Consider the following 17,690-nt stretch of genomic DNA (forward strand, 5'->3'; position numbering starts at 1 on the left):
CAGAATGGGTTGCAAAACTCCCATCCGATGCGTTGACGACGGCGAAGCATCGGCGCTCAACCCTCGCCCCGTTTTCTACTCTTGGGAATTAAACGACATGCAAACTGCCACGGCGATAACCGGACTGCTGCTTTGTCTCGCCATGCTCTGGAACCTGTTGCGCGAAGACCTGCGCCGCTTGGGCGGGGAGCAGACCGCAATCGGAAAGATCGTCGACATTCAAACTTCTGTCGACAGTGACAGAGTCAGCACCTACACGGCGGTCGTTCGGTTCGAGTCCGAGAACGGACCCATGCAGTTTGTCGATGGTTTCAGCGGAACAAGTCGACCGCGCGAAGGCAGCAGCGTGACGGTGCGGTATCCCAACGGCCAGCCCCACCTCGCACAGATCCCGCGACCGCTATTCAGGCTCCTGGCCTATGTCGTGACGACAGGTCTGGCCGTGTTCACGATCGCGATTCTTACCGGTGTGCTTACTGTCCCTGCGGGGTAGACGGTTCAGATTGGCAACGGTGCACCCTGTGGGTGTACAAGTGGGTGCCTTGACGGCAGATTTCGGCAAGGGGATTTCCTGAGCAGGAGATCGTCTACACGTTGTGTAGAGAATTGAGCTGAAGCCCTCCCGCCTCATAATCGAGGCATCAAGACACGTAACTGCATAGGCCAAGCGTCACAATGAATAGCAACCCGCCACCTGCATTGCCTTTCTGTCCGTAGCCAACGCACTTTCTCCTCCATGCCTTCATCCAAGTTCACCTACGATCTGCCGCCTGGAGCGACTAGCCACGCCGTCAAAGAAGAGCACATCTAATACGGCTTCATTGGCAAGCTTCAGAACCTGAAGTACGAATACCGCGTCGATATCCGCGACCGCGCCGCGCTGGAAAAGAACTTTCGGGAGAAGTTCGAGGCCCTCAACCGCGTCAAGCTGACCGAAGCCGAGTTCTCCAGGCTGCTGGATGAAATCGTCACCCCGAGATCGATGAGCAACAACGTATCGTCTCGTGCCTGAGCAGCCTCGACGAGTTGATCACCTTGGAGTCACAAAAGTTCGCAGCCCTCAAGACCCACAAGAAAGGTCTGATGCAGCAGCTTTCCCCATCCCCGGAGGCAGTTGAAGTATGAGCGCCCTGATCCTTTACACCGCCGAAGACGGCCGCAGCCAGATCAAGCTGCGGGCTAAAGACCAAACGGTCTGGCTGACGCAGCGTGAAATGGCCGAGCTCTTTGACGTGAGCACTGACAACGTGGGGCTGCACCTCAAGAACATCTTCAAGGACGGGGAGCTGGAGGAGAAATCAGTTACCGAGGAATCCTCGGTAACTGCCGCCGACGGCAAAAACTACCTGACCAAGCTCTACAAGCTCGACGCCATCCTCGCTGTCGGCTACCGCGTGCGCTCACCGCGTGGCGTGCAGTTCCGCCGCTGGGCGTCCACTGTCCTGAAGGAGTACCTGGTCGAGGGCTTCGTGATGGACGACGAGCGGATGAAGAACCCCGACGGCCGTCCGGATTACTTCGACGCGATGCTGGCGCGCATTCGGGACTCCGAGAAGCGCTTTTTGCCAAAAGGTGCGCGATCAGATCATCTCGTCCAACGGCTTCCCGCTACTCACCCACACCGGCACCATCAGCCATGGGCAGATGGAAGCGCGCACGGGGGAGCTTTACACCCGGTTCGACCAAGACCGCAAACGGGCGGACGCCAACGCGGCTGATCAGCAGGACGCAGCCGACCTCCAAGCGCTGGAAACCAAGATCAAACGACGCCCCAAAAAATGACCGAGACCAATCAAAGGCAACTGGGCAACACGCTCTGGAGCATCGCCGACCAACTGCGCGGGGCCATGGATGCGGACGACTTCCGTGATTGCATGCTGTCCTTTCTGTTCCTGCGCTACCTCTCCGACAACTACGAAACGGCCGCAAAGAAGGAACTGGGTAAGGACTAGCTGGCAACGGGAGAAGTCGACGATGTGTATGTGCATTTGGATGGCACCTGGCTATTCCCAGTCAAGCCATTGCCTATGCACCCCATTGAAACAAACCATGGCCCGGGGGGTGCAGGGCAGCATAAATCGCGGTATTCTCGCTACCAGTGAATAGCTAGCGTCAATCGAAAGTCTTCACTCCATCGTCATTTAACCTCTTTAGGAGATTCAACCATGTCCCTGATCAACACCCCCGTCCAGCCCTTTGCCACCACGGCCTTTCACAACGGCAAGTTCGTCCCCGTGACGCAAGACTCCTTCAAGGGCAAGTGGTCCGTCGTGATCTTCATGCCGGCAGCCTTCACCTTCAACTGCCCCACCGAAGTGGAAGACGCGGCCAACAACTACGCTGAATTCCAGAAGGCCGGTGCCGAGGTCTACATCGTCACCACCGACACGCATTTCTCGCACAAGGTCTGGCACGAGACTTCGCCTGCCGTGGGCAAGGCCAAGTTCCCTCTGGTGGGCGACCCCACCCATACCCTGACCCGCGCGTTTGACGTGCATATTGAAGAAGAAGGCCTGGCACTGCGCGGCACCTTCGTGATCAACCCCGACGGCATCATCAAGACCCTGGAAATCCACTCCAACGAAATCGCCCGTGACGTGGGTGAAACCCTGCGCAAGCTGAAAGCTGCCCAGTACACCGCCGCTCACCCCGGTGAAGTCTGCCCCGCCAAGTGGAAAGAGGGCGAGAAGACCCTGGCTCCTTCCCTGGACCTGGTTGGCAAGATCTAAGTAGTAGCTCAGAAATAGCTCAGCAGTCGCTCAGCTCGAAGGGGTGCGCCAACAGGGGCGCCCCTTCCGTCAGAGCCATTGCCCCACCCGTATTGCTCCCGTCCGCGCGCCATCCGCGCATTGCGTCCCACCGCGCCACAAGCGCGAAACCCTAGAAGGAAACACCATGCTTGAATCCACCATGAAGACCCAGTTGCAGACGTATCTGGGCATGCTGCGCCAGCCCATCCGCCTGATCGCCACGCTGGACGACAGCGCGCGCTCTGCCGAACTGCGCGAGCTGCTGGTGGAAATCGCCAGCCTGTCCGACAAGGTGAGCCTGGATGAGTCGGGCACCGATGCGCGCACCCCCTCGTTTGTGATTGCCCGCGAAGGCGAGACCACCGGCGTGCGCTTTGCCGCCATCCCGCTGGGCCATGAGTTCACCTCGCTGGTGCTGGCGCTCTTGTGGACCGGTGGCCACCCACCCAAGGTGGAGCCCGAAGTGCTGGAGCAGATCAAGGCCCTGGACGGCGACTTCAATTTTGAAGTCTATATGTCCCTGTCCTGCCACAACTGCCCGGACGTGGTGCAGGCAGCCACCCTGATGGCCGTGTTCAACCCCCGCGTGCACACCACCGTGATTGACGGCGCGCTCAACCAGGCCGAGGTGGACCGCCGCCAGGTCATGGCCGTGCCCATGGTGTTCCTGAACGACGCGCTGTTTGGCTCGGGCCGCATGCTGCTGGAAGAAATGGTGGCCAAGCTCGACGTGCACTCCGAGCAGCGCGAAGCCGCCAAGCTCACGGCCAAGGCACCCTTCGATGTGCTCATCGTGGGTGGTGGCCCCGCCGGTGCCGCAGCCGCCGTGTACGCCGCGCGCAAGGGCATCCGCGTGGGCGTGGCCGCCGAGCGCTTTGGCGGCCAGACCAATGACACCATGGCCATCGAGAACTACATCTCGGTGCTGGAGACTGACGGCCCCAAGTTCGCCGCCGCACTGGAAGCGCAGGTGCGCCACTACGAGGTGGACATCATGAACCTGCAGCGCGCCGACAAAATCATCCCCGCAAGTGAGGCCGGTGGCTTGATCAGCGTGCAGATGGCCAATGGCGCCAGCCTGCAGGCCAAGAGCGTGATCCTGTCTACGGGTGCGCGTTGGCGCAATGTGAATGTGCCGGGAGAGTCCCAGTACAAGAACAAGGGCGTGGCCTATTGCCCGCATTGCGACGGCCCGCTGTTCAAGGGCAAGCATGTGGCCGTGATTGGCGGCGGCAACTCCGGTGTGGAAGCCGCCATCGACCTGGCTGGTGTGGTCAAGCACGTCACCCTGGTGGAGTTTGCCGATGCGCTCAAGGCCGATGCGGTGCTGGTCAACAAACTCAAGAGCCTGCCCAACGTCACCATCCACGTGAACGCGCAGACCACCGAGATCACCGGCGACGGCCAAAAGGTCAACGGCCTGCGCTTCAAGGACCGGGCCTCGGAAGCCGAACACCATGTGGAACTTGAAGGTGTGTTCGTGCAAATCGGCCTGGTGCCCAACACCGAGTTCCTGAAGGGCACCGTGGAGCTCAGCCGCTTTGGCGAGATCGTCATCGATGCCAAGGGCCACACCAATGTGCCCGGCGTGTTTGCCGCTGGTGACTGCACCACCGTGCCCTACAAGCAGATCGTGATCGCGGCCGGCGACGGCGCCAAGGCGGCCTTGAGCGCCTTTGACTTCCTGATCCGCTCGCCGCTGGTGGCCAGCAGCCCGGCCAAGGAACTGGCAACGGCATAAGAAAACAGGGTGCAGGCAGTTCCGGGCACCGGCGCTGCCTGCGAACAGGCCAGTGAATTCAGATGACCGGCTTGCGTTCGACTTAAGGAGTTTTGAGCGCTAGTATTGCCCCATCGCCACCCAACGGAATCCAGACCATGAACACTCAGCTCTTGCAGCAAGCGCGTGTGCTCGACATTGACGAGCAAATCGAACTGGTAGAGGCTATTTGGGATGGCATCGTTAGTCGTGGTGCCGTGCCGTCTTTGACGCCAGCCCAGAAGATGGAACTCGACCGCCGCCTTGCAGACCATCTTGCCAATCCTGATGACGTTGTACCCTGGAGTGAAGTAAAGGCAGCGGCTATTGCCAACACCAGGCAATGAGTTTGCAGGTTACTTTTCTTCGTGCTGCCAGTGCGGAGTTCATTGAAGCAAGCGGGTGGTATGAGTCTAAGCGCGTAGGTCTTGCACTTGAGTTCATGGCAGCAGGGACCCTCGCATTTGGCAAGCAAGGGTCTGAACTTCCCCATGGCGACCTATCTGAGCGAAAATTCTTTCTAACAACAACATCCAGATAGAACACCATGGCAACTGCGACCTCTGCTACCCCCCCGCGCCCCAGCGCGGACCAAACCATCAAGCGCATCTCGGCCGAGTACGAATCCTTAAGCAAGCAGCTCAAGGTGATCGCCCTGCACATCGAGAAGAACCGCGACCATGTGGGCATAGAAGGCATTCAGGAGCTGGCCCGCCAGTGCGGCGTGCAGCCCTCGGCGGTGGTGCGCTTTGCCAAGCACTTTGGCTTCTCGGGTTTCAGTGAGTTGCAGGCCATCTTCCGCGACAACCTCTCGCGCCAGCTCGCCCCCAGCCGCAACTACAAGGCGCGCATCCGCGACCTGATCGAGTCCGGCAGCAACACCCTCTCCAGCATCGACATTGCCAAGGAGTTTCTGGCGGGCAGTGTGGCGGGCATGCATGAGCTCCAAAGCAGCCTGGACGCCGCCGCATTGAAGAAGGCGGTGGACCTGCTGGCAGCCAGCGACTGCATCTGGGTGGCGGCCTCGCGCCGCTCCTTCCCCGTCGCCGCCTATCTGGAGTACGCCCTGCAGCACACCGACAAGCGCATCTGCCTGGTCAGTGGCCTGGGCAGCATGCACCAGGGGCAGGTGCGCTCGGTGCGCCGGGGCGATGTGATGATTGCCATCTCGTTTTCGCCCTACGCCGAGGAAACCCTTGCCGTGGCCAAAGCGGCCACCGAACGCGGTGCCAAGCTGGTGGCCATATCGGACAGCCGCATGAGCCCGTTGGCCAAGCTGGCCCATGTGACGCTGGTGGTGCAGGACAACTCCACGCTGGGGTTTCGCTCACTCTCAAGCACCATGGGCCTGGCGCAAAGCCTGTTCATTGCCCTGGCCTACACGCTGGAGCTGCCTTACAAACCGACTGTATAAGAGCCCCCACGCTTGTCACTGCGTGTACTGTGCTGCCCCCTCAGGGGGCTAATCCCGCTTGGGGCGGCCCGGCGCGGGATTGTCGAGAGCCCCCACAGTTGCGCACTGCGTGTCTGTTTGAAACCATATTCAAATATAATCCACATTAGAAATTTCTTTCCAAACCTCCGACCAGAGAATTCCCATGAAAAACGTTGCAGTATTTGGCGCAGGCCGCATTGGCCGCATCCACGCTTCCAACCTGGCGGCCCTTCCGGGCGTGCAGCTGAAATACGTGTTTGACCCAGTGCCCGCGGCCGCTGCCGAACTGGCGCAAAAGCATGGCGCGCAGGTGGCCACCATTGAGGCCGCGCTGGCCGACAAGAGTGTGGATGCCGTGGCCATCTGCTCCTCCACCGACACCCACAGCGACCTGATCACCCGTGCGGCCGCTGCGGGAAAGCACATCTTCTGCGAAAAGCCGGTAGACCTGTCCGTGGCCCGCGCGGTGGCCTGCGGCGAAGCCGTCAAGGCGGCAGGCGTGTCTTGCATGATCGGCTTCCAGCGCCGTTTCGACCCCACCTTCAACGACGCCAGCCGCCGTCTGGCTGCCGGTGAAATCGGCGCGCCCGAGAGCCTCATCATCACCAGCCGCGACCCCGGCGCCCCACCGGTGGAATACATCAAGGCGTCTGGCGGCATCTTTCGCGATATGCTGATCCATGACTTCGATGTGTTCCGCTGGATTCTCTGCGCCGACGGCGACGAAGCCGCCTGGCTGAGCGCCACCGCCTCCGTGCTGACCGACCCGGCCATTGGCGCGGCCGGTGATTACGACAGCACCGCCGTCACCATCCGCACCCAGAAGGGCCGCCTGTGCCAGATCAACACCACGCGCCGCGCGGCGTATGGCTACGACCAGCGCTTTGAGGTGCTGGGCTCGTTGGGCCTGCTGCAATGTGGCAACCACACACCCACCGAGGTGGTGCAGTGGAATGCGGCTGGCATCCATGCCGACAAGCCCGAGGCCTTCTTCCTGCAGCGCTACGCTGCCGCCTACCGTCTGGAGATCGAGCACTTCTTTGAATGCCTGCAGTCCGGTGCGCCCTTCAAGACCACCGTGGCCGACGGCGTGGCTGCGCAAAAGCTGGCCGATGCCGCAACGCTGAGCGCCCAAAGCGGACAGCCGGTCCTGTTCTAAGCCCAGGGCCAAGCAGGCCGCGGCACGCCCCGGCCTGCGCTATTTGCCTACATCTGCCTCAAACTGCGCCACCGGCATGGGCCTGCCAAAGAAATAGCCCTGGAAGGTGTGGCAGCCGCGCTGCTCCAGGAAGTCCTGCTGCTCGCGCGTCTCCACGCCCTCGGCAATCACGTTCAGGCCCAGGGCTTCCGTCATGGCGATGATGGTTTGCACGATGGCGGCGTCGTTGGGGTCGGTGGTGATGTCGCGCACAAAGCCCTGGTCGATCTTGAGCTGGTCCAGCGGCAGTCTCTTGAGGTACTGCAGTGACGAGTAGCCGGTGCCGAAGTCGTCCATCGAAAAGCTGATGCCAAGCAGTTTGAGTTCGCGCATCTTGGCAATGGTGTCCTCGGCCTGCTCCAGCACCACGCTTTCGGTAAGTTCGAGTTTCAGCTGCGCAGGCTTGGCAGCGGTTTGCAGCAGCACGCGGCGCACCTGGTCCACAAAATCAGGCTGGTGGAACTGCTTGGCGCTGACGTTAACGGCCAGTGTCAGCTCGCGCAGGCCGGGATGTGCCTGCCAGGTCTTGAGTTGCCTGCAGGCGGTCTGAATCACCCACAGGCCAATCGGAATGATGGCGCCGGTTTCTTCTGCCAACGGAATGAACTGCGCCGGAGACACCAGCCCGCGCTCGGGATGTGCCCAGCGCAGCAGCACCTCGGCGCCCAGGCAGTGGCCCTGGGCATTCACCTGTTTCTGGAAATACAGCAGCAGCTGCTGCCGGTCCAGGGCTTGGCCCAGGTCGGCCACCAGAATCAGGCGTGCTTCCAGCTCGGACTGCATCTTGGGGTCGTAAAAGCGGATGGTGTTGCGCCCGGCATTCTTGGCCTGGTACATGGCGGCGTCGGCGTGCTTGAGCAGCGAGTCCACCGTCACCGCATGCTCCCTGAACAGCACGATGCCGATGCTGCCCGTGATCAGCGCCTTGCTGCCTTCTTGCAGGTAGGGCTGGGCCAGCGCCGTGCGGATCTTCTCTGCCACCAGCTCGGCTTGTGCCGCTGCTTCCTTGGGCAGCTCATGCAGGCCTTCGAGCAGGAGGATGAACTCGTCGCCTCCGTGCCTGGCCACCATGCCGCCCTCGCGTACGCAGCCGCGCAGGCGCTGGGCCACCTCATCGAGCAACTGGTCGCCCTGGGCCGGGCCCCGGCTGTCGTTGAAGGACTTGAAGTTATCCAGGTCCAGAAACAGCAGGGCGCCATGGCGATGCGTGTTGGCGCTCACCGCCATGGCCTTGTGCAGGGCGTCCTGCAGGAACTGGCGGTTGGGCAGGCCGGTAAGCGAGTCAAAGTGTTCCAGCTGGTGGATGTGCTCCTGCGCCTGCTTTTGCGCGGTGATGTCGTCATACACACCGAGCAGGCCCACCTTCTCTCCGTGCGGCCCCATCAGCGGAACCTTGGAGGTGCGCAGCCAGATGTGCTGCCCATCGGGCGTGGTCTGGGGTTCTTCAAAGTTGAGTTTCGGGGTCTGGCTGCGCAGCACCCGCAGGTCATCGGCGCGGTACAGCTCGGCCTGCTCGTGCCAGCCCAGGTCGGTGTCGAATTTGCCCACCAGTTCCTCCGGGTTCTGAAACCCGGCATCGCGTGCAAACGCCTGGTTGCAGCCCAGGTAGCGCAACTCGCTGTCCTTCCAGAAGATGCGCAGCGGCGCTGTCTCGATTACCTGGCGCATCATGGTGTTGATGGAGCGCAGTTGTTGCTCGGCGGCCTTTTGTTCGGTCAGGTCAATGAAGTAGGAAAAGGTTCTGGGCCCCAGATCCGTCTCGACCCGCCGGGACGAGACCAGGAACGAAAAGGTGGAGCCATCCCGGCGCAGCCCGGTGGTCTCGTAGGTGGCCTCCGACGCCTGGCCCAGGGTCCGCAGCCTGGCGCGTTCCGCAATTGCGGCACGCTGCTCGGGCGCAATGCAGTTGGTGAGTGGCTGGCCGCGCAATTCGTCAATGCTGTCGTAGCCAAACAGGGTCAGAAAAGACCGGTTGGCATCGACCACAATGCCGTCACAGGACAGGCCCACGCCAATCGGGCTGAGCTCGATGAGGGTCTTGAACTGGCTCTCGATCTGCTGCAGGGAGTTCTTGAGTTTGTCCTGTTCGGCCTGGGCCGCGGCCTGCTGCGCGTCCTGGGCCCGGCACAGCACGATGGCTTTGGCCAGTTGCGCCAGCACCGGTTGCAGCACCTGCTCCAGCTTGAACGGTGATTCGGGCGCCTGCACGGCCAGCAGCATCAGCACACCGTTGTTCTCCAGTGGCAGCCTCAGATACGACTGGTAGCTGGTGCGTGTGGTGCCCAGATGCGCCAGCAGTTCTGCGGGCAGGCTGGCGTGTTCGGCGCAGCCATAGAGCAGCTCGCAGGGCAGCTCCATGGGCTTGTCAAGCTGTGCAATCAGCTCGAAATCACCCACGGCTGCGCTCAAACGCACTGGCACGTTGGCACCCGAACCTTGGCAGCTCGGCATGTCCAGGCAGACAAAGCCGGCCGAATAGGAGGTGTGGTACAGCAGGCGCTGCAGGGTGCGGGTGAGCAGGGAATGCAGCTTGACCTCGCCGCCAATCGTGACGGCCAGGTCGTACAGGACCAGCAGAATCTGTTGTTGCGGCATGGCGTGCGGCTACCAGTGGGCCGCCACCAGCGTGGCGTTGTGGAACAGGGGATAGTCGTGCTGGCGGGAACCACCAATCTCGCCTAGCGACAAGGCGCCGGCCACCTGGACCGACGGCAGGCGTTGCCCCAAGGCCTGCAGTTCGGCGGTGGCACTTTCCAGCCCCAGGTGCATGCGCCGCCCGGCGCAGTAAAACAGCAGCAGCTCAGTGGCCCCGGGGCCGGCGTCCATGGCGGCAAGGCCGGTGCACAGCACCTGCAGGGTTTCGGTGCTGTCCACGGCCGGGCTGGCCAGCAGGGTGAGCACGGAGTTGGCCGGCACCTCGCCCACGCAGAACAGCGAGCCGTCCGGGTTGAGCATCACCGGAATGCGTACCACCACATGGTGGTTGGCGCGCACGATGCCAAAGGGGAAGTGCACCGCATGTTCGTAAAAATTGGCGGCGTTGATCTGCACGCCGTACTGGTTTTCCACCAGCTCCTGGTACACCTCAAAGGCGGGCCGCCAGTCAATCTGCGTGACGCAGTTGCCATGGGTGCTGGTGGCGCACACGGTGCGCTCGGGCGCGTGGTAGCCGTGCTCGAGCACAGCGCCCTGGTGGTCGGGCAAGAGCACCAGCAGTACGCCGTTGCTCACCAGGCGTTCCCCATCAAACAGGCAGGGCATGGGGGTGAAGGTCTCGCTGCCGGCGTTGGCGCCGGCATAGTGCACGCGGTTGGCCAGACGCAAATAGAGGGCATCGAGCAAGCTGCCGGTGTTGGGCACCATGGAATCAAACAGCATGAACAGCGTGGCCTCCGGGTGGCCCACCAGATGCGGGGTCAGTTGCTGCGCAATGGATTGCACCAGCTGCTCGACGCCGTCTGCATCCTGTGGCAGATCGGCATGCAGTGTGTAGTGGGGCATCACGTCAAAACGCAGCAGCCACAGCCCGTCGGTGTGAAAGGCCCCTTGGTGGACCAGAGCCGGAAAAATGCCGCCCACCAGAGGAATGTGGCGTTGTGCGCACTGCGTCTGCAGCAGGCCCAGCTGGTCTTTGCGGGCTTCCGGCAGAAAGGCACACACCCCCATGTGCGGGAAGGCCGCTTGCCAGCTGGACAGGGTTTGCTCCAGCAGCTGCGGGTCCACGCCTGGAACAAAACACAACTTGGTCAGCTTGTTCATCTCACATCCCCTCGTTTGCCAGTACTGGCTTTGTATTGGAATGAATTATGCGAAGCATTCAGCCGCGTGAGGCCCTTATTTGGGGAAAAAGGTTCAATGGGCGCCGGGCCTGCGGGACCACAGGCGCAGTTTGTGGCCCCAGACGCACGTCCACTTCAGGCCCGCTGGCGCCTAGCAGGCGTTGCAGGCCAGGGTGGCCGCGTTCACCTGGAAGCGCGTCTGCTCGATCAGGTAGTCCAGAAACACCCGGCTGCGCTCGGGGATGAACTGGCGGCTGGGCAGGGCGGCGTACAGGGTCAGGCGCCCGGCGATCCAGGGCCGCAGCACGCGCAGCAACTCGCCGCGCATCAGGTAGGGCGCCACCAGGTCCAGCGCCACCGAGGTGATGCCTGCGCCGTCCAGTGTGGCGCGCAGCAGGGTGTCGCTGTGGTTCACCCACAGGCCGGGGTCGACGGCCACGTCCACGGCCAGGTCGTTCTGGTCTGTATTGAACAGGCGCCAATGGCGCGGCTGGCCGCCTGCGGTCTTGAGGCGCAGCACGTCGTGCTGGGTCAGGTCCTCCGGCTTGAAGGGCTGCATGCGGCCCAACAGGTAGCTCGGGGCGCAGACCAGGATGGCCTCGGTGGTCGAGACCTTGCGCGCCACCACCTCCCCATTGAACTGGTCATCGGTGGGCAGCAGGGTGATGTCGTAGTCCTCCACCGGCGGCTCTTTGTAGGCGGCCACCTCAATGTCCAGCAGGATCTTGGGGTGCAGCTGGCGAAAGCCCGCAATCAGCGGCGCCAGCACGTGGGTGGCCAGCACGGGCGGCGCCAGGATGCGCAGCACACCGGCGAGTTCATGGGTGTGGGAGCTTACGGCCTGGTCGGCCTCGTCAATGTCCTGCAGGATCAGGCGCAGGCGCTCCAGGTAGGCCTCGCCTGCCACGCTCAGCGAGAGGCGGCGCGTGCTGCGGTGGAGCAGCCGGGTGCCCAAATGCGCTTCCAGATCGGCCACCAGGCGGGTCACCACGGCGGGCGACAGGTCCAGGGCGCGGGCGGCCGCGGCAAAGCCACCTTCGTCTATGACCTTTTGAAACACCCGCATTGACATCAAACGGTCCATAGACTCTTTCCAAAGCTGGCCTGGATTATTGCTGATGGTGCAATGTCCGGCGCGGTAGCATCACCCTCTGCGCATGTCCCCATCCCCTCCGTCTACTTCTGCAACGCCTGCCTCCCTGTGGGCCCGGTTGCGCCTGCTGGTGCTGGGCGACGGCGTACAGGCCTCTCGCCCGGTGGTCTGGGTGATTGGCTTTTTTGCCTTCCTGAATGTGTACTCCATGCAGGCTGTGCTGCCCCTCTTGATGCGCGACTTTGCGGCCACACCGTTGCAGGCCGGGGCCACCGTGGGTGCCACCGTGCTGGCCATTGCCCTGGTGTCGCCCTTCATCGGCATGCTGTCCGACGCACTGGGGCGCAAGCGCATTCTGTGCAGCGCGCTGTTTGCCCTGTGCCTGCCCACCGGCCTGATTGCCCTGGCGGGCGACCTGCACACCATCGTGCTGCTGCGCTTTTTGCAGGGCCTGGTGGTGCCCGGCATTGTGGTGGTGATGATTGCCTACCTGTCGGAAGAGTTCCGCTCCGGTGGGGTGGCGCGCATGACCAGCACCTATGTGGGCGGCACCGTCATGGGCGGTTTTTGCGGGCGCTTCATCACCGGGCACCTCAGCGATGTGATGGGCTGGCGCAGTGCCTATGTGGCTCTGGCCGTGCTCAACCTGCTGGGCGCCATCTGGGTGCTGCGGGCCCTGCCCGCCTCGCGCCACTTCGTGGCCAACCGCAATTTCCCCGTGGCGCTGCAGACGCTGGCGCGGCACCTGCGCAACCGGCGCTTTGTGGCCATCTGCGGCCTGGGCTTTTGCGTGCTGTTTTCGCTGGTGGGCAGCTTCACCTATGTGAATCTGTACCTGGCCGAGGCGCCTTTTCACCTGTCGAGCGCCGGGCTGGCCAATGTGTTTGCGGTGTATCTGCTGGGCGTGGTGGTTACGCCGCAGGCCGGGCGCTTCATCGTGCGCCATGGGTTTTTGCGCACGGTGCTGAGCATGCTGGCGCTGTCGGCCTGCGCCCTGCTGCTGACCTTGCTGCCGGTGCTCCTGGCGGTGATCGCCGGGCTGGCGCTGAGTTCCTGCGGCGTCTTCATCTGCCAGTCGGCCACCATCAGCCACATTGCCGACACCGTCACCGAGGGCCGCTCACTGGCCACCGGCATCTATTACCTGAGCTATTACGCCGGAGGTGCGGCCGGGGCCTGGATCGCCGGGCTGGCCTTTGAGGGCTGGGGCTGGAGTGGATCGGTGCTGTCCATCATCCTGTTCCAGGGGCTGGCGGCAGCCATTGCGCTGTGCTTCCTGCGCCCGCGCGCGGGCGCCGTGCAGGCGGGGTCTTAGAATCCCCCCACCTACCGGTGCCAGCAGGCGCCACCAATTAAAGGAATATCCGTCATGGGCGCGCAGTGGAAAGCAAAGGGTAAAGATCTGGCAGCCAATGCCAGAGGCAAGATGTTCACCAAGCTGGTGAAGGAAATCACCGTGGCCGCGCGCAATGGCGCCGACCCCGCCAGCAACGCGCGCCTGCGCCTGGTGGTGGAGCAGGCCCGCAAGGTCTCCATGCCCAAGGACACGCTGGACCGGGCCCTGAAAAAGGGCTCCGGTGTGGGTGATGATGCCACCCAGTACGAGCGCGTGATGTACGAGGGCTATGCCCCGCACCAGGTGGCCGTGATGGTGGAATGCCTGACCGACAACGTCAAGCGCACGGCGCCCGAAATGCGCGTGCTGTTCCGCAAGGGCCAGCTCGGCACCAGCGGCTCGGTGGCCTGGGACTTTGACCATCTGGGCATGATCGAGGCTGCACCCGCCACCCCCGGCGCAGACGCCGAAACCGCCGCCATCGAGGCCGGTGCAGAAGACCTGGAGCCCGGCGAGGACGCAGGCAACACCCTGTTCCTCACCGCCCCGGCCGACCTGGACCTGGTGAGCCGCGCCCTGCCCGCGCAAGGCTTCAACGTGCTGTCCATGAAGCTCGGTTACAAGCCCAAGAACCCGGTAGACCCCACATCCCTGAGCGCCGAAGCGCTGGAAGAGGTAGAAGCTTTCCTGGCCGCCATCGACGCGCACGATGACGTGCAAGAGGTGTACGTGGGACTCGCGGGGTAGCCTCCCATCACCGGCCGGTTTTGGTCAGGCGCAAGCCATTGCCAAAGGTCCATAGCCGGGTGACTTCCACCACGTCGTAGTCCAGCGCCAGATCGGCCGGTATGCGCCGGTAGGGCGCCAGTGACTTGATGATGATTTCAATCGCGGCGTCAATTGCTGGTGTGCCGCTGGAGCGCTTGAACGCCACGCTCTCCACACTGCCGTCCTTGTTCAGGGTCACTGTGACGATGGGGTTGGTGTAGGGGCCGCTCTTGGCGGCTTCCAGAAACTCGAACTCCGCGTTCATCTGCACCCGCTGGCTCCAGCTCTCGGCATACACGGCCAGACGGTCGTCCTGGTCGGCGCGGCCAATCAGGGTGCGCTTGCGCGGCTTTTCAGCCGGGGCTTCGGTGGGCAGGTCGGGCACGCGTGCGGCCTGCTGACGCTGCAGGGCGGCTGCCTGTTCGGCCGCTGTACGCGCGGCCTGTTGCCGTGCTGCTTCCTGGCGGGCCTGGTCCTGGCGCAGCGCGTCTTGCCGTGCCGCTTCGGCACGCGCGGCCTCCTGCTGCAGGGCGGCCTGGCGTGCGCCCTCTCTTTGCGCTGCAGCCTGGCGTTCGCCTTCCTGGCGCAGTCCCTCCTGTCGGCTGGCCTCCTGCCGGGCCGCTTCCTGTGCTGCCGCTTGTTGGGCCACAGCCTGGCGTGCGGCTTCCTGTTGTGCCGCATTGGCAGCCGCTGTTGCAGCCGCTTGGCGTGCAGCCGCCTGTTGGCGTTCAGCGGCTGCGGCCGTTGCCGCCGCTGCAGCAGCCGATGCCGCGCGGTCGGCCTCTTGGCGTGCAGCTTCCCGCTGTGCAGCGGCCACGCGGCTGGCTTCCTGCTTCAGTGCGTCCTGGCGCGCGGCTTCCTGTTTGTTCTGCTCCTGCTGCCGGGCCTCGGCCCGTTGGGCGTCCTGGCGGGCAGCTTCTTGCGCAGCAGCTACGCGGTTGGCTTCCTGCTTCAACGCCTCCTGGCGGGCAGCTTCCTGTGCTGCGGCCACGCGGCTGGCCTCCTGCCTCAGCGCTTCCTGGCGCGCGGCTTCCTGTTTGCTCAGTTCCTGCTGCCGGGCCTCGGCTTGCCTGCTGGCCTCGGCCCGTTGGGCATCCTGGCGTGCGGCCTCTTGGGCAGCAGCCACACGGCTGGCTTCCAGCTTCAGCGCTTCCTGGCGAGTGGCTTCCTGCAGTGCTACCGCTGCCGCACGGGCCGCTTCCGCGCGCTGGGCAGCCTGGCGGGCAGCCTCTTGCTGCAACTCTTCGAGTCGGGTGGCTTCCTGTTGCGCTAGCGCCAGGCGCGCCACCTCGCGGCGCTGGGCCTCCAGCCGCGTGGCTTCCTGCTGCGCAGCTGCCACGCGCGCAGCTTCCTGGCGCGCGGCTTCCACACGCAGGGCGTCTTGCCGGGCGACTTCCTGCTTGAGCACGTCCTGGCGAATCACTTCGGCGCGCTGGCTCTCCAGTCGCGCGGCTTCCTGCTGGACGGCGGCTTGGCGGGCGCTCTCCAGACGGGTGGCTTCCTGCTGCGCGGCGGCCAGCCTCGCAGCCTCCTGTTGCGCGGTGGCCACCCGTGCAGCCTCCTGTTGGGCGGCGGCCAGTCGTGCAGCCTCCTGTTGCGCGGCGGCAGCACGTGCAGCTTCCAGTTGGGCTGCGGCCACCCGCGCCGCTTCCTGCTGCGCAGCCGCTTGCCGTTGGGCCTCCTGCCTGGCCTGTTCCAGCCTGCGCAGCTCCTGCCTGGCCACTTCCAGTTGTGCTGCGGCCTGGCGTGCGGCCTCCTGGCGCAGTGCCTCTTGCCGGGCGGCCTCCAGTCTGGCGGCCTCTTGTTGCGCGGCCTTGTCTGCCGCCTGCTGCTGTGCCAGTTCGGCGCGCTGTGCCTCGGCCACTTGCGCATCTTCCGTGGGGGGCGCGTCGGTCGGCTCCTGTGCCACCTCTGCCACGGGCTTGGGTTTGGCAGCGGGCTTGACCGGTCGCACCGGCGCGGCTTTGGGTAGGGGTGGAGCCTGGACGGGCGGCAGAACCACCATTTCAGCAGACGTTTTCTCGGCAGCTTTCGGACTGGGCGCTGGCTCTGGCAGGGGGTCGAGCTTGATGGCGATGGGGGCTTCCACGCCGCGGCGCCCGGTATCGTTGAACAGGCTGTCGGGCAATCCCAGGCCGGCCATATCAAACTGCAAGGTCAGCAGCAGGCCGTGCACCACCAGAGATAGCAGCACGCCGCCAAGCAAACGCGACTCGGGCCAGCGCCAGGGCGTTTTGCTTTGGCCCCAGACATGCGGGCGCGGTGTTTTGTTGTTAAGAGTCGCTGCTTCGGAATTCATGCGTGGGTGCCATGCTAAGGCCAGGCCTTGGCCCTCCCGGCGTCGGCACCCGCAACTATCGGTCCGAATCGGTCAAATTCACGTTTGTGGGACCGGCAATTTCCGCTCGCCGGTCGGATATTTGTAAGTGATTGTGTGCCCCGGTGGCTTAAGCACCCATTACAAACCCGCTCAGCCCTTGCGGAAGATACCCAGCATACCCAGGACAAAGATCAGCAGCGCCGCCCCCGCCACCGCAACCACAAAGCGCACCACCCCATCCGTGGCGCTGATGCCTACCAGACCGGCCAGCCAATAGCCCAACAGCGAGCCCACCACGCCAATCACCACGTTGGCAATCCAGCCCATTTGCGCGTTGGTCTTCATGACGATGCTGGCCAGCCAGCCCACGACGCCACCAATTACCAAGGTAATGATCCAGTGCATAGCTATTTCCTTCTTGTTGTGGCGCAGGCCTAAGCCAGCAATTCCGCAGGCACATTGCCACCGTTGGCGGCGATGCGCGCCAGCACCTCTTTGCGCAGCCAGGTGTTCATGCTGGCCGAGTCCTCCATCAGGCTTTTGGCACAGCCCAGCTCGGTGGCCAGTTCCTTGCGTGCCGCCAGGCTGCTGTCCATGTCCAGCAGCTTCAACAAGTCCACGATGGAGGTCTGCCAGTTCAGCTTTTGCGGGTTGGCCGCTGCACGCTGCGCCAAGTGCGCCACCACGTCCACCGCCGCCATGGGCGTGGGCGCCGCTGGCGTGCCAGGCGTGGCCGTGACACTGGCGGGCACATCGGCGCTTGCCGCGGCAGCAGATGCCTTGCCCATGCCCAGCTTTTCAAGAATGGTGCTGAAAAATCCCATGAAGCGCTCCTTGGACGAGATCGTGGATGCAGGAAAATACCGATGCATGCTAGTGAGCGCATTCAGAGCACCCGTTGCGAAAGCGCAAGTTCACGCGGACCCTGGTACGCAGGTACAAGGCACGGAATTTGCGTGCCTTGTACCTGCGTACCAAACGCCTGCTGAGCCAGACGAGACAAACCCTCTTTCCAACCCTTCACCCTGATTTGCCATGAAAAAAATCAAAAGCATATTGGTCGCCAACCGCAGCGAAATCGCCATCCGCGTGCTCCGTGCCGCCTCCGAAATGGGGATACGCACTGTGGCCATCTACAGCAACGAAGACCGCTTCGCCCTGCACCGCTTCAAGGCCGATGAGTCGTACCTGGTGGGTGCGGGCAAGAAGCCGATCTCGGCCTACCTGGACATTGCCGACATCATCCGCATTG

General features: G+C 63.5%; 16 protein-coding genes and 2 pseudogenes. 12 read left to right on the top strand and 6 right to left on the bottom strand.

The window, feature by feature from the left end; all coding sequences use genetic code 11:
- The first annotated feature begins 97 nt into the window (after nucleotides 1-97).
- The 9 genes and pseudogenes from DIC66_RS17180 (at nucleotide 98) to iolG (ending at nucleotide 7,103) form a co-directional block, all read left to right on the top strand.
- Nucleotides 98-493 (top strand): DUF3592 domain-containing protein, encoded by a 396-nt coding sequence (locus tag DIC66_RS17180; protein WP_117179328.1) that lies wholly within the window; start codon nucleotides 98-100, stop codon nucleotides 491-493.
- A gap of 243 nt (nucleotides 494-736) precedes the next feature.
- Nucleotides 737-973, top strand: a pseudogene (locus DIC66_RS23500) (hypothetical protein); the annotation flags it as partial.
- Nucleotides 974-1,121: 148 nt separating this feature from the next.
- Nucleotides 1,122-1,718, top strand: coding sequence for a virulence RhuM family protein (locus DIC66_RS17190; protein ID WP_199534784.1), 597 nt, complete (start codon nucleotides 1,122-1,124; stop codon nucleotides 1,716-1,718).
- Between the two features lie 60 nt (nucleotides 1,719-1,778).
- A pseudogene (locus DIC66_RS17195) lies at nucleotides 1,779-1,949 on the top strand (type I restriction-modification system subunit M N-terminal domain-containing protein); the annotation flags it as partial.
- A gap of 216 nt (nucleotides 1,950-2,165) precedes the next feature.
- Entirely contained in the window at nucleotides 2,166-2,729 is a 564-nt protein-coding gene (gene ahpC / locus DIC66_RS17200) for an alkyl hydroperoxide reductase subunit C (protein WP_117179329.1), read from the top strand.
- 166 nt (nucleotides 2,730-2,895) lie between these two features.
- Complete coding sequence (gene ahpF, locus DIC66_RS17205) at nucleotides 2,896-4,491, top strand: alkyl hydroperoxide reductase subunit F (protein ID WP_117179330.1); 1,596 nt, start codon at nucleotides 2,896-2,898, stop codon at nucleotides 4,489-4,491.
- A gap of 137 nt (nucleotides 4,492-4,628) precedes the next feature.
- Nucleotides 4,629-4,856: an addiction module protein gene (locus DIC66_RS17210; protein WP_117179331.1), complete on the top strand. Its 228-nt coding sequence runs from the start codon at nucleotides 4,629-4,631 to the stop codon at nucleotides 4,854-4,856.
- Nucleotides 4,857-5,056: 200 nt separating this feature from the next.
- Nucleotides 5,057-5,923 (top strand): MurR/RpiR family transcriptional regulator, encoded by an 867-nt coding sequence (locus tag DIC66_RS17215; RefSeq protein ID WP_117179332.1) that lies wholly within the window; start codon nucleotides 5,057-5,059, stop codon nucleotides 5,921-5,923.
- Nucleotides 5,924-6,107: 184 nt separating this feature from the next.
- Complete coding sequence (gene iolG / locus DIC66_RS17220) at nucleotides 6,108-7,103, top strand: inositol 2-dehydrogenase (protein ID WP_117179333.1); 996 nt, start codon at nucleotides 6,108-6,110, stop codon at nucleotides 7,101-7,103.
- A 39-nt stretch (nucleotides 7,104-7,142) separates the two neighbouring features.
- Here iolG and DIC66_RS17225 read toward each other — a convergent pair whose 3' ends face one another.
- From DIC66_RS17225 to DIC66_RS17235, 3 genes are all read right to left on the bottom strand, one after another.
- Complete coding sequence (locus DIC66_RS17225; protein ID WP_117179334.1) at nucleotides 7,143-9,737, bottom strand: putative bifunctional diguanylate cyclase/phosphodiesterase; 2,595 nt, start codon at nucleotides 9,735-9,737, stop codon at nucleotides 7,143-7,145.
- Nucleotides 9,738-9,746: 9 nt separating this feature from the next.
- Nucleotides 9,747-10,901 carry an FIST signal transduction protein gene (locus tag DIC66_RS17230; RefSeq protein WP_117179335.1) on the bottom strand — a complete coding sequence of 385 codons (1,155 nt, stop codon included), beginning with the start codon at nucleotides 10,899-10,901 and terminating at the stop codon, nucleotides 9,747-9,749.
- Between the two features lie 171 nt (nucleotides 10,902-11,072).
- Nucleotides 11,073-12,005 (bottom strand): LysR family transcriptional regulator, encoded by a 933-nt coding sequence (locus DIC66_RS17235; RefSeq protein WP_117179336.1) that lies wholly within the window; start codon nucleotides 12,003-12,005, stop codon nucleotides 11,073-11,075.
- 73 nt (nucleotides 12,006-12,078) lie between these two features.
- Here DIC66_RS17235 and DIC66_RS17240 point away from each other — a divergent pair, with 73 nt between their 5' ends.
- On the top strand, nucleotides 12,079-13,329 hold the full coding sequence (locus tag DIC66_RS17240) for an MFS transporter (RefSeq protein ID WP_117179337.1): 1,251 nt from the start codon (nucleotides 12,079-12,081) through the stop codon (nucleotides 13,327-13,329).
- A gap of 54 nt (nucleotides 13,330-13,383) precedes the next feature.
- A complete protein-coding gene (locus DIC66_RS17245; protein ID WP_117179338.1) occupies nucleotides 13,384-14,097 on the top strand; it encodes a YebC/PmpR family DNA-binding transcriptional regulator in 714 nt (237 codons plus the stop codon).
- 7 nt (nucleotides 14,098-14,104) lie between these two features.
- Here the strand turns inward: DIC66_RS17245 and DIC66_RS17250 are convergent, their stop codons facing one another.
- From DIC66_RS17250 to DIC66_RS17260, 3 genes are all read right to left on the bottom strand, one after another.
- On the bottom strand, nucleotides 14,105-16,417 hold the full coding sequence (locus tag DIC66_RS17250; RefSeq protein WP_117179339.1) for a coiled-coil domain-containing protein: 2,313 nt from the start codon (nucleotides 16,415-16,417) through the stop codon (nucleotides 14,105-14,107).
- Nucleotides 16,418-16,588: 171 nt separating this feature from the next.
- Nucleotides 16,589-16,843 (bottom strand): GlsB/YeaQ/YmgE family stress response membrane protein, encoded by a 255-nt coding sequence (locus DIC66_RS17255; RefSeq protein WP_117179340.1) that lies wholly within the window; start codon nucleotides 16,841-16,843, stop codon nucleotides 16,589-16,591.
- A 29-nt stretch (nucleotides 16,844-16,872) separates the two neighbouring features.
- Nucleotides 16,873-17,262, bottom strand: a complete 390-nt coding sequence (locus DIC66_RS17260; protein ID WP_117179341.1) for a DUF3597 domain-containing protein — start codon at nucleotides 17,260-17,262, stop codon at nucleotides 16,873-16,875.
- A gap of 211 nt (nucleotides 17,263-17,473) precedes the next feature.
- Here DIC66_RS17260 and DIC66_RS17265 point away from each other — a divergent pair.
- Nucleotides 17,474-17,690: biotin carboxylase N-terminal domain-containing protein (locus DIC66_RS17265; protein WP_147321345.1), on the top strand; the 217-nt coding region annotated here is incomplete at its 3' end.

The organism is Rhodoferax lacus, from assembly GCF_003415675.1.
In the GTDB taxonomy this organism is placed as follows: Bacteria; Pseudomonadota; Gammaproteobacteria; order Burkholderiales; family Burkholderiaceae_C; genus Allorhodoferax; species Allorhodoferax lacus.

Excerpts from the sequence above, each read along its gene's own strand:
- DIC66_RS17180 (WP_117179328.1), top strand. The coding sequence starts at position 98 with ATGCAAACTGCCACGGCGATAACCGGACTGCTGCTTTGTCTCGCCATG.
- DIC66_RS17190 (WP_199534784.1), top strand. The coding sequence starts at position 1,122 with ATGAGCGCCCTGATCCTTTACACCGCCGAAGACGGCCGCAGCCAGATC.
- ahpC (WP_117179329.1), top strand. The coding sequence starts at position 2,166 with ATGTCCCTGATCAACACCCCCGTCCAGCCCTTTGCCACCACGGCCTTT.
- ahpF (WP_117179330.1), top strand. The coding sequence starts at position 2,896 with ATGCTTGAATCCACCATGAAGACCCAGTTGCAGACGTATCTGGGCATG.
- DIC66_RS17210 (WP_117179331.1), top strand. The coding sequence starts at position 4,629 with ATGAACACTCAGCTCTTGCAGCAAGCGCGTGTGCTCGACATTGACGAG.
- DIC66_RS17215 (WP_117179332.1), top strand. The coding sequence starts at position 5,057 with ATGGCAACTGCGACCTCTGCTACCCCCCCGCGCCCCAGCGCGGACCAA.
- iolG (WP_117179333.1), top strand. The coding sequence starts at position 6,108 with ATGAAAAACGTTGCAGTATTTGGCGCAGGCCGCATTGGCCGCATCCAC.
- DIC66_RS17225 (WP_117179334.1), bottom strand. The coding sequence starts at position 9,737 with ATGCCGCAACAACAGATTCTGCTGGTCCTGTACGACCTGGCCGTCACG.
- DIC66_RS17230 (WP_117179335.1), bottom strand. The coding sequence starts at position 10,901 with ATGAACAAGCTGACCAAGTTGTGTTTTGTTCCAGGCGTGGACCCGCAG.
- DIC66_RS17235 (WP_117179336.1), bottom strand. The coding sequence starts at position 12,005 with ATGGACCGTTTGATGTCAATGCGGGTGTTTCAAAAGGTCATAGACGAA.
- DIC66_RS17240 (WP_117179337.1), top strand. The coding sequence starts at position 12,079 with ATGTCCCCATCCCCTCCGTCTACTTCTGCAACGCCTGCCTCCCTGTGG.
- DIC66_RS17245 (WP_117179338.1), top strand. The coding sequence starts at position 13,384 with ATGGGCGCGCAGTGGAAAGCAAAGGGTAAAGATCTGGCAGCCAATGCC.
- DIC66_RS17250 (WP_117179339.1), bottom strand. The coding sequence starts at position 16,417 with ATGAATTCCGAAGCAGCGACTCTTAACAACAAAACACCGCGCCCGCAT.
- DIC66_RS17255 (WP_117179340.1), bottom strand. The coding sequence starts at position 16,843 with ATGCACTGGATCATTACCTTGGTAATTGGTGGCGTCGTGGGCTGGCTG.
- DIC66_RS17260 (WP_117179341.1), bottom strand. The coding sequence starts at position 17,262 with ATGGGATTTTTCAGCACCATTCTTGAAAAGCTGGGCATGGGCAAGGCA.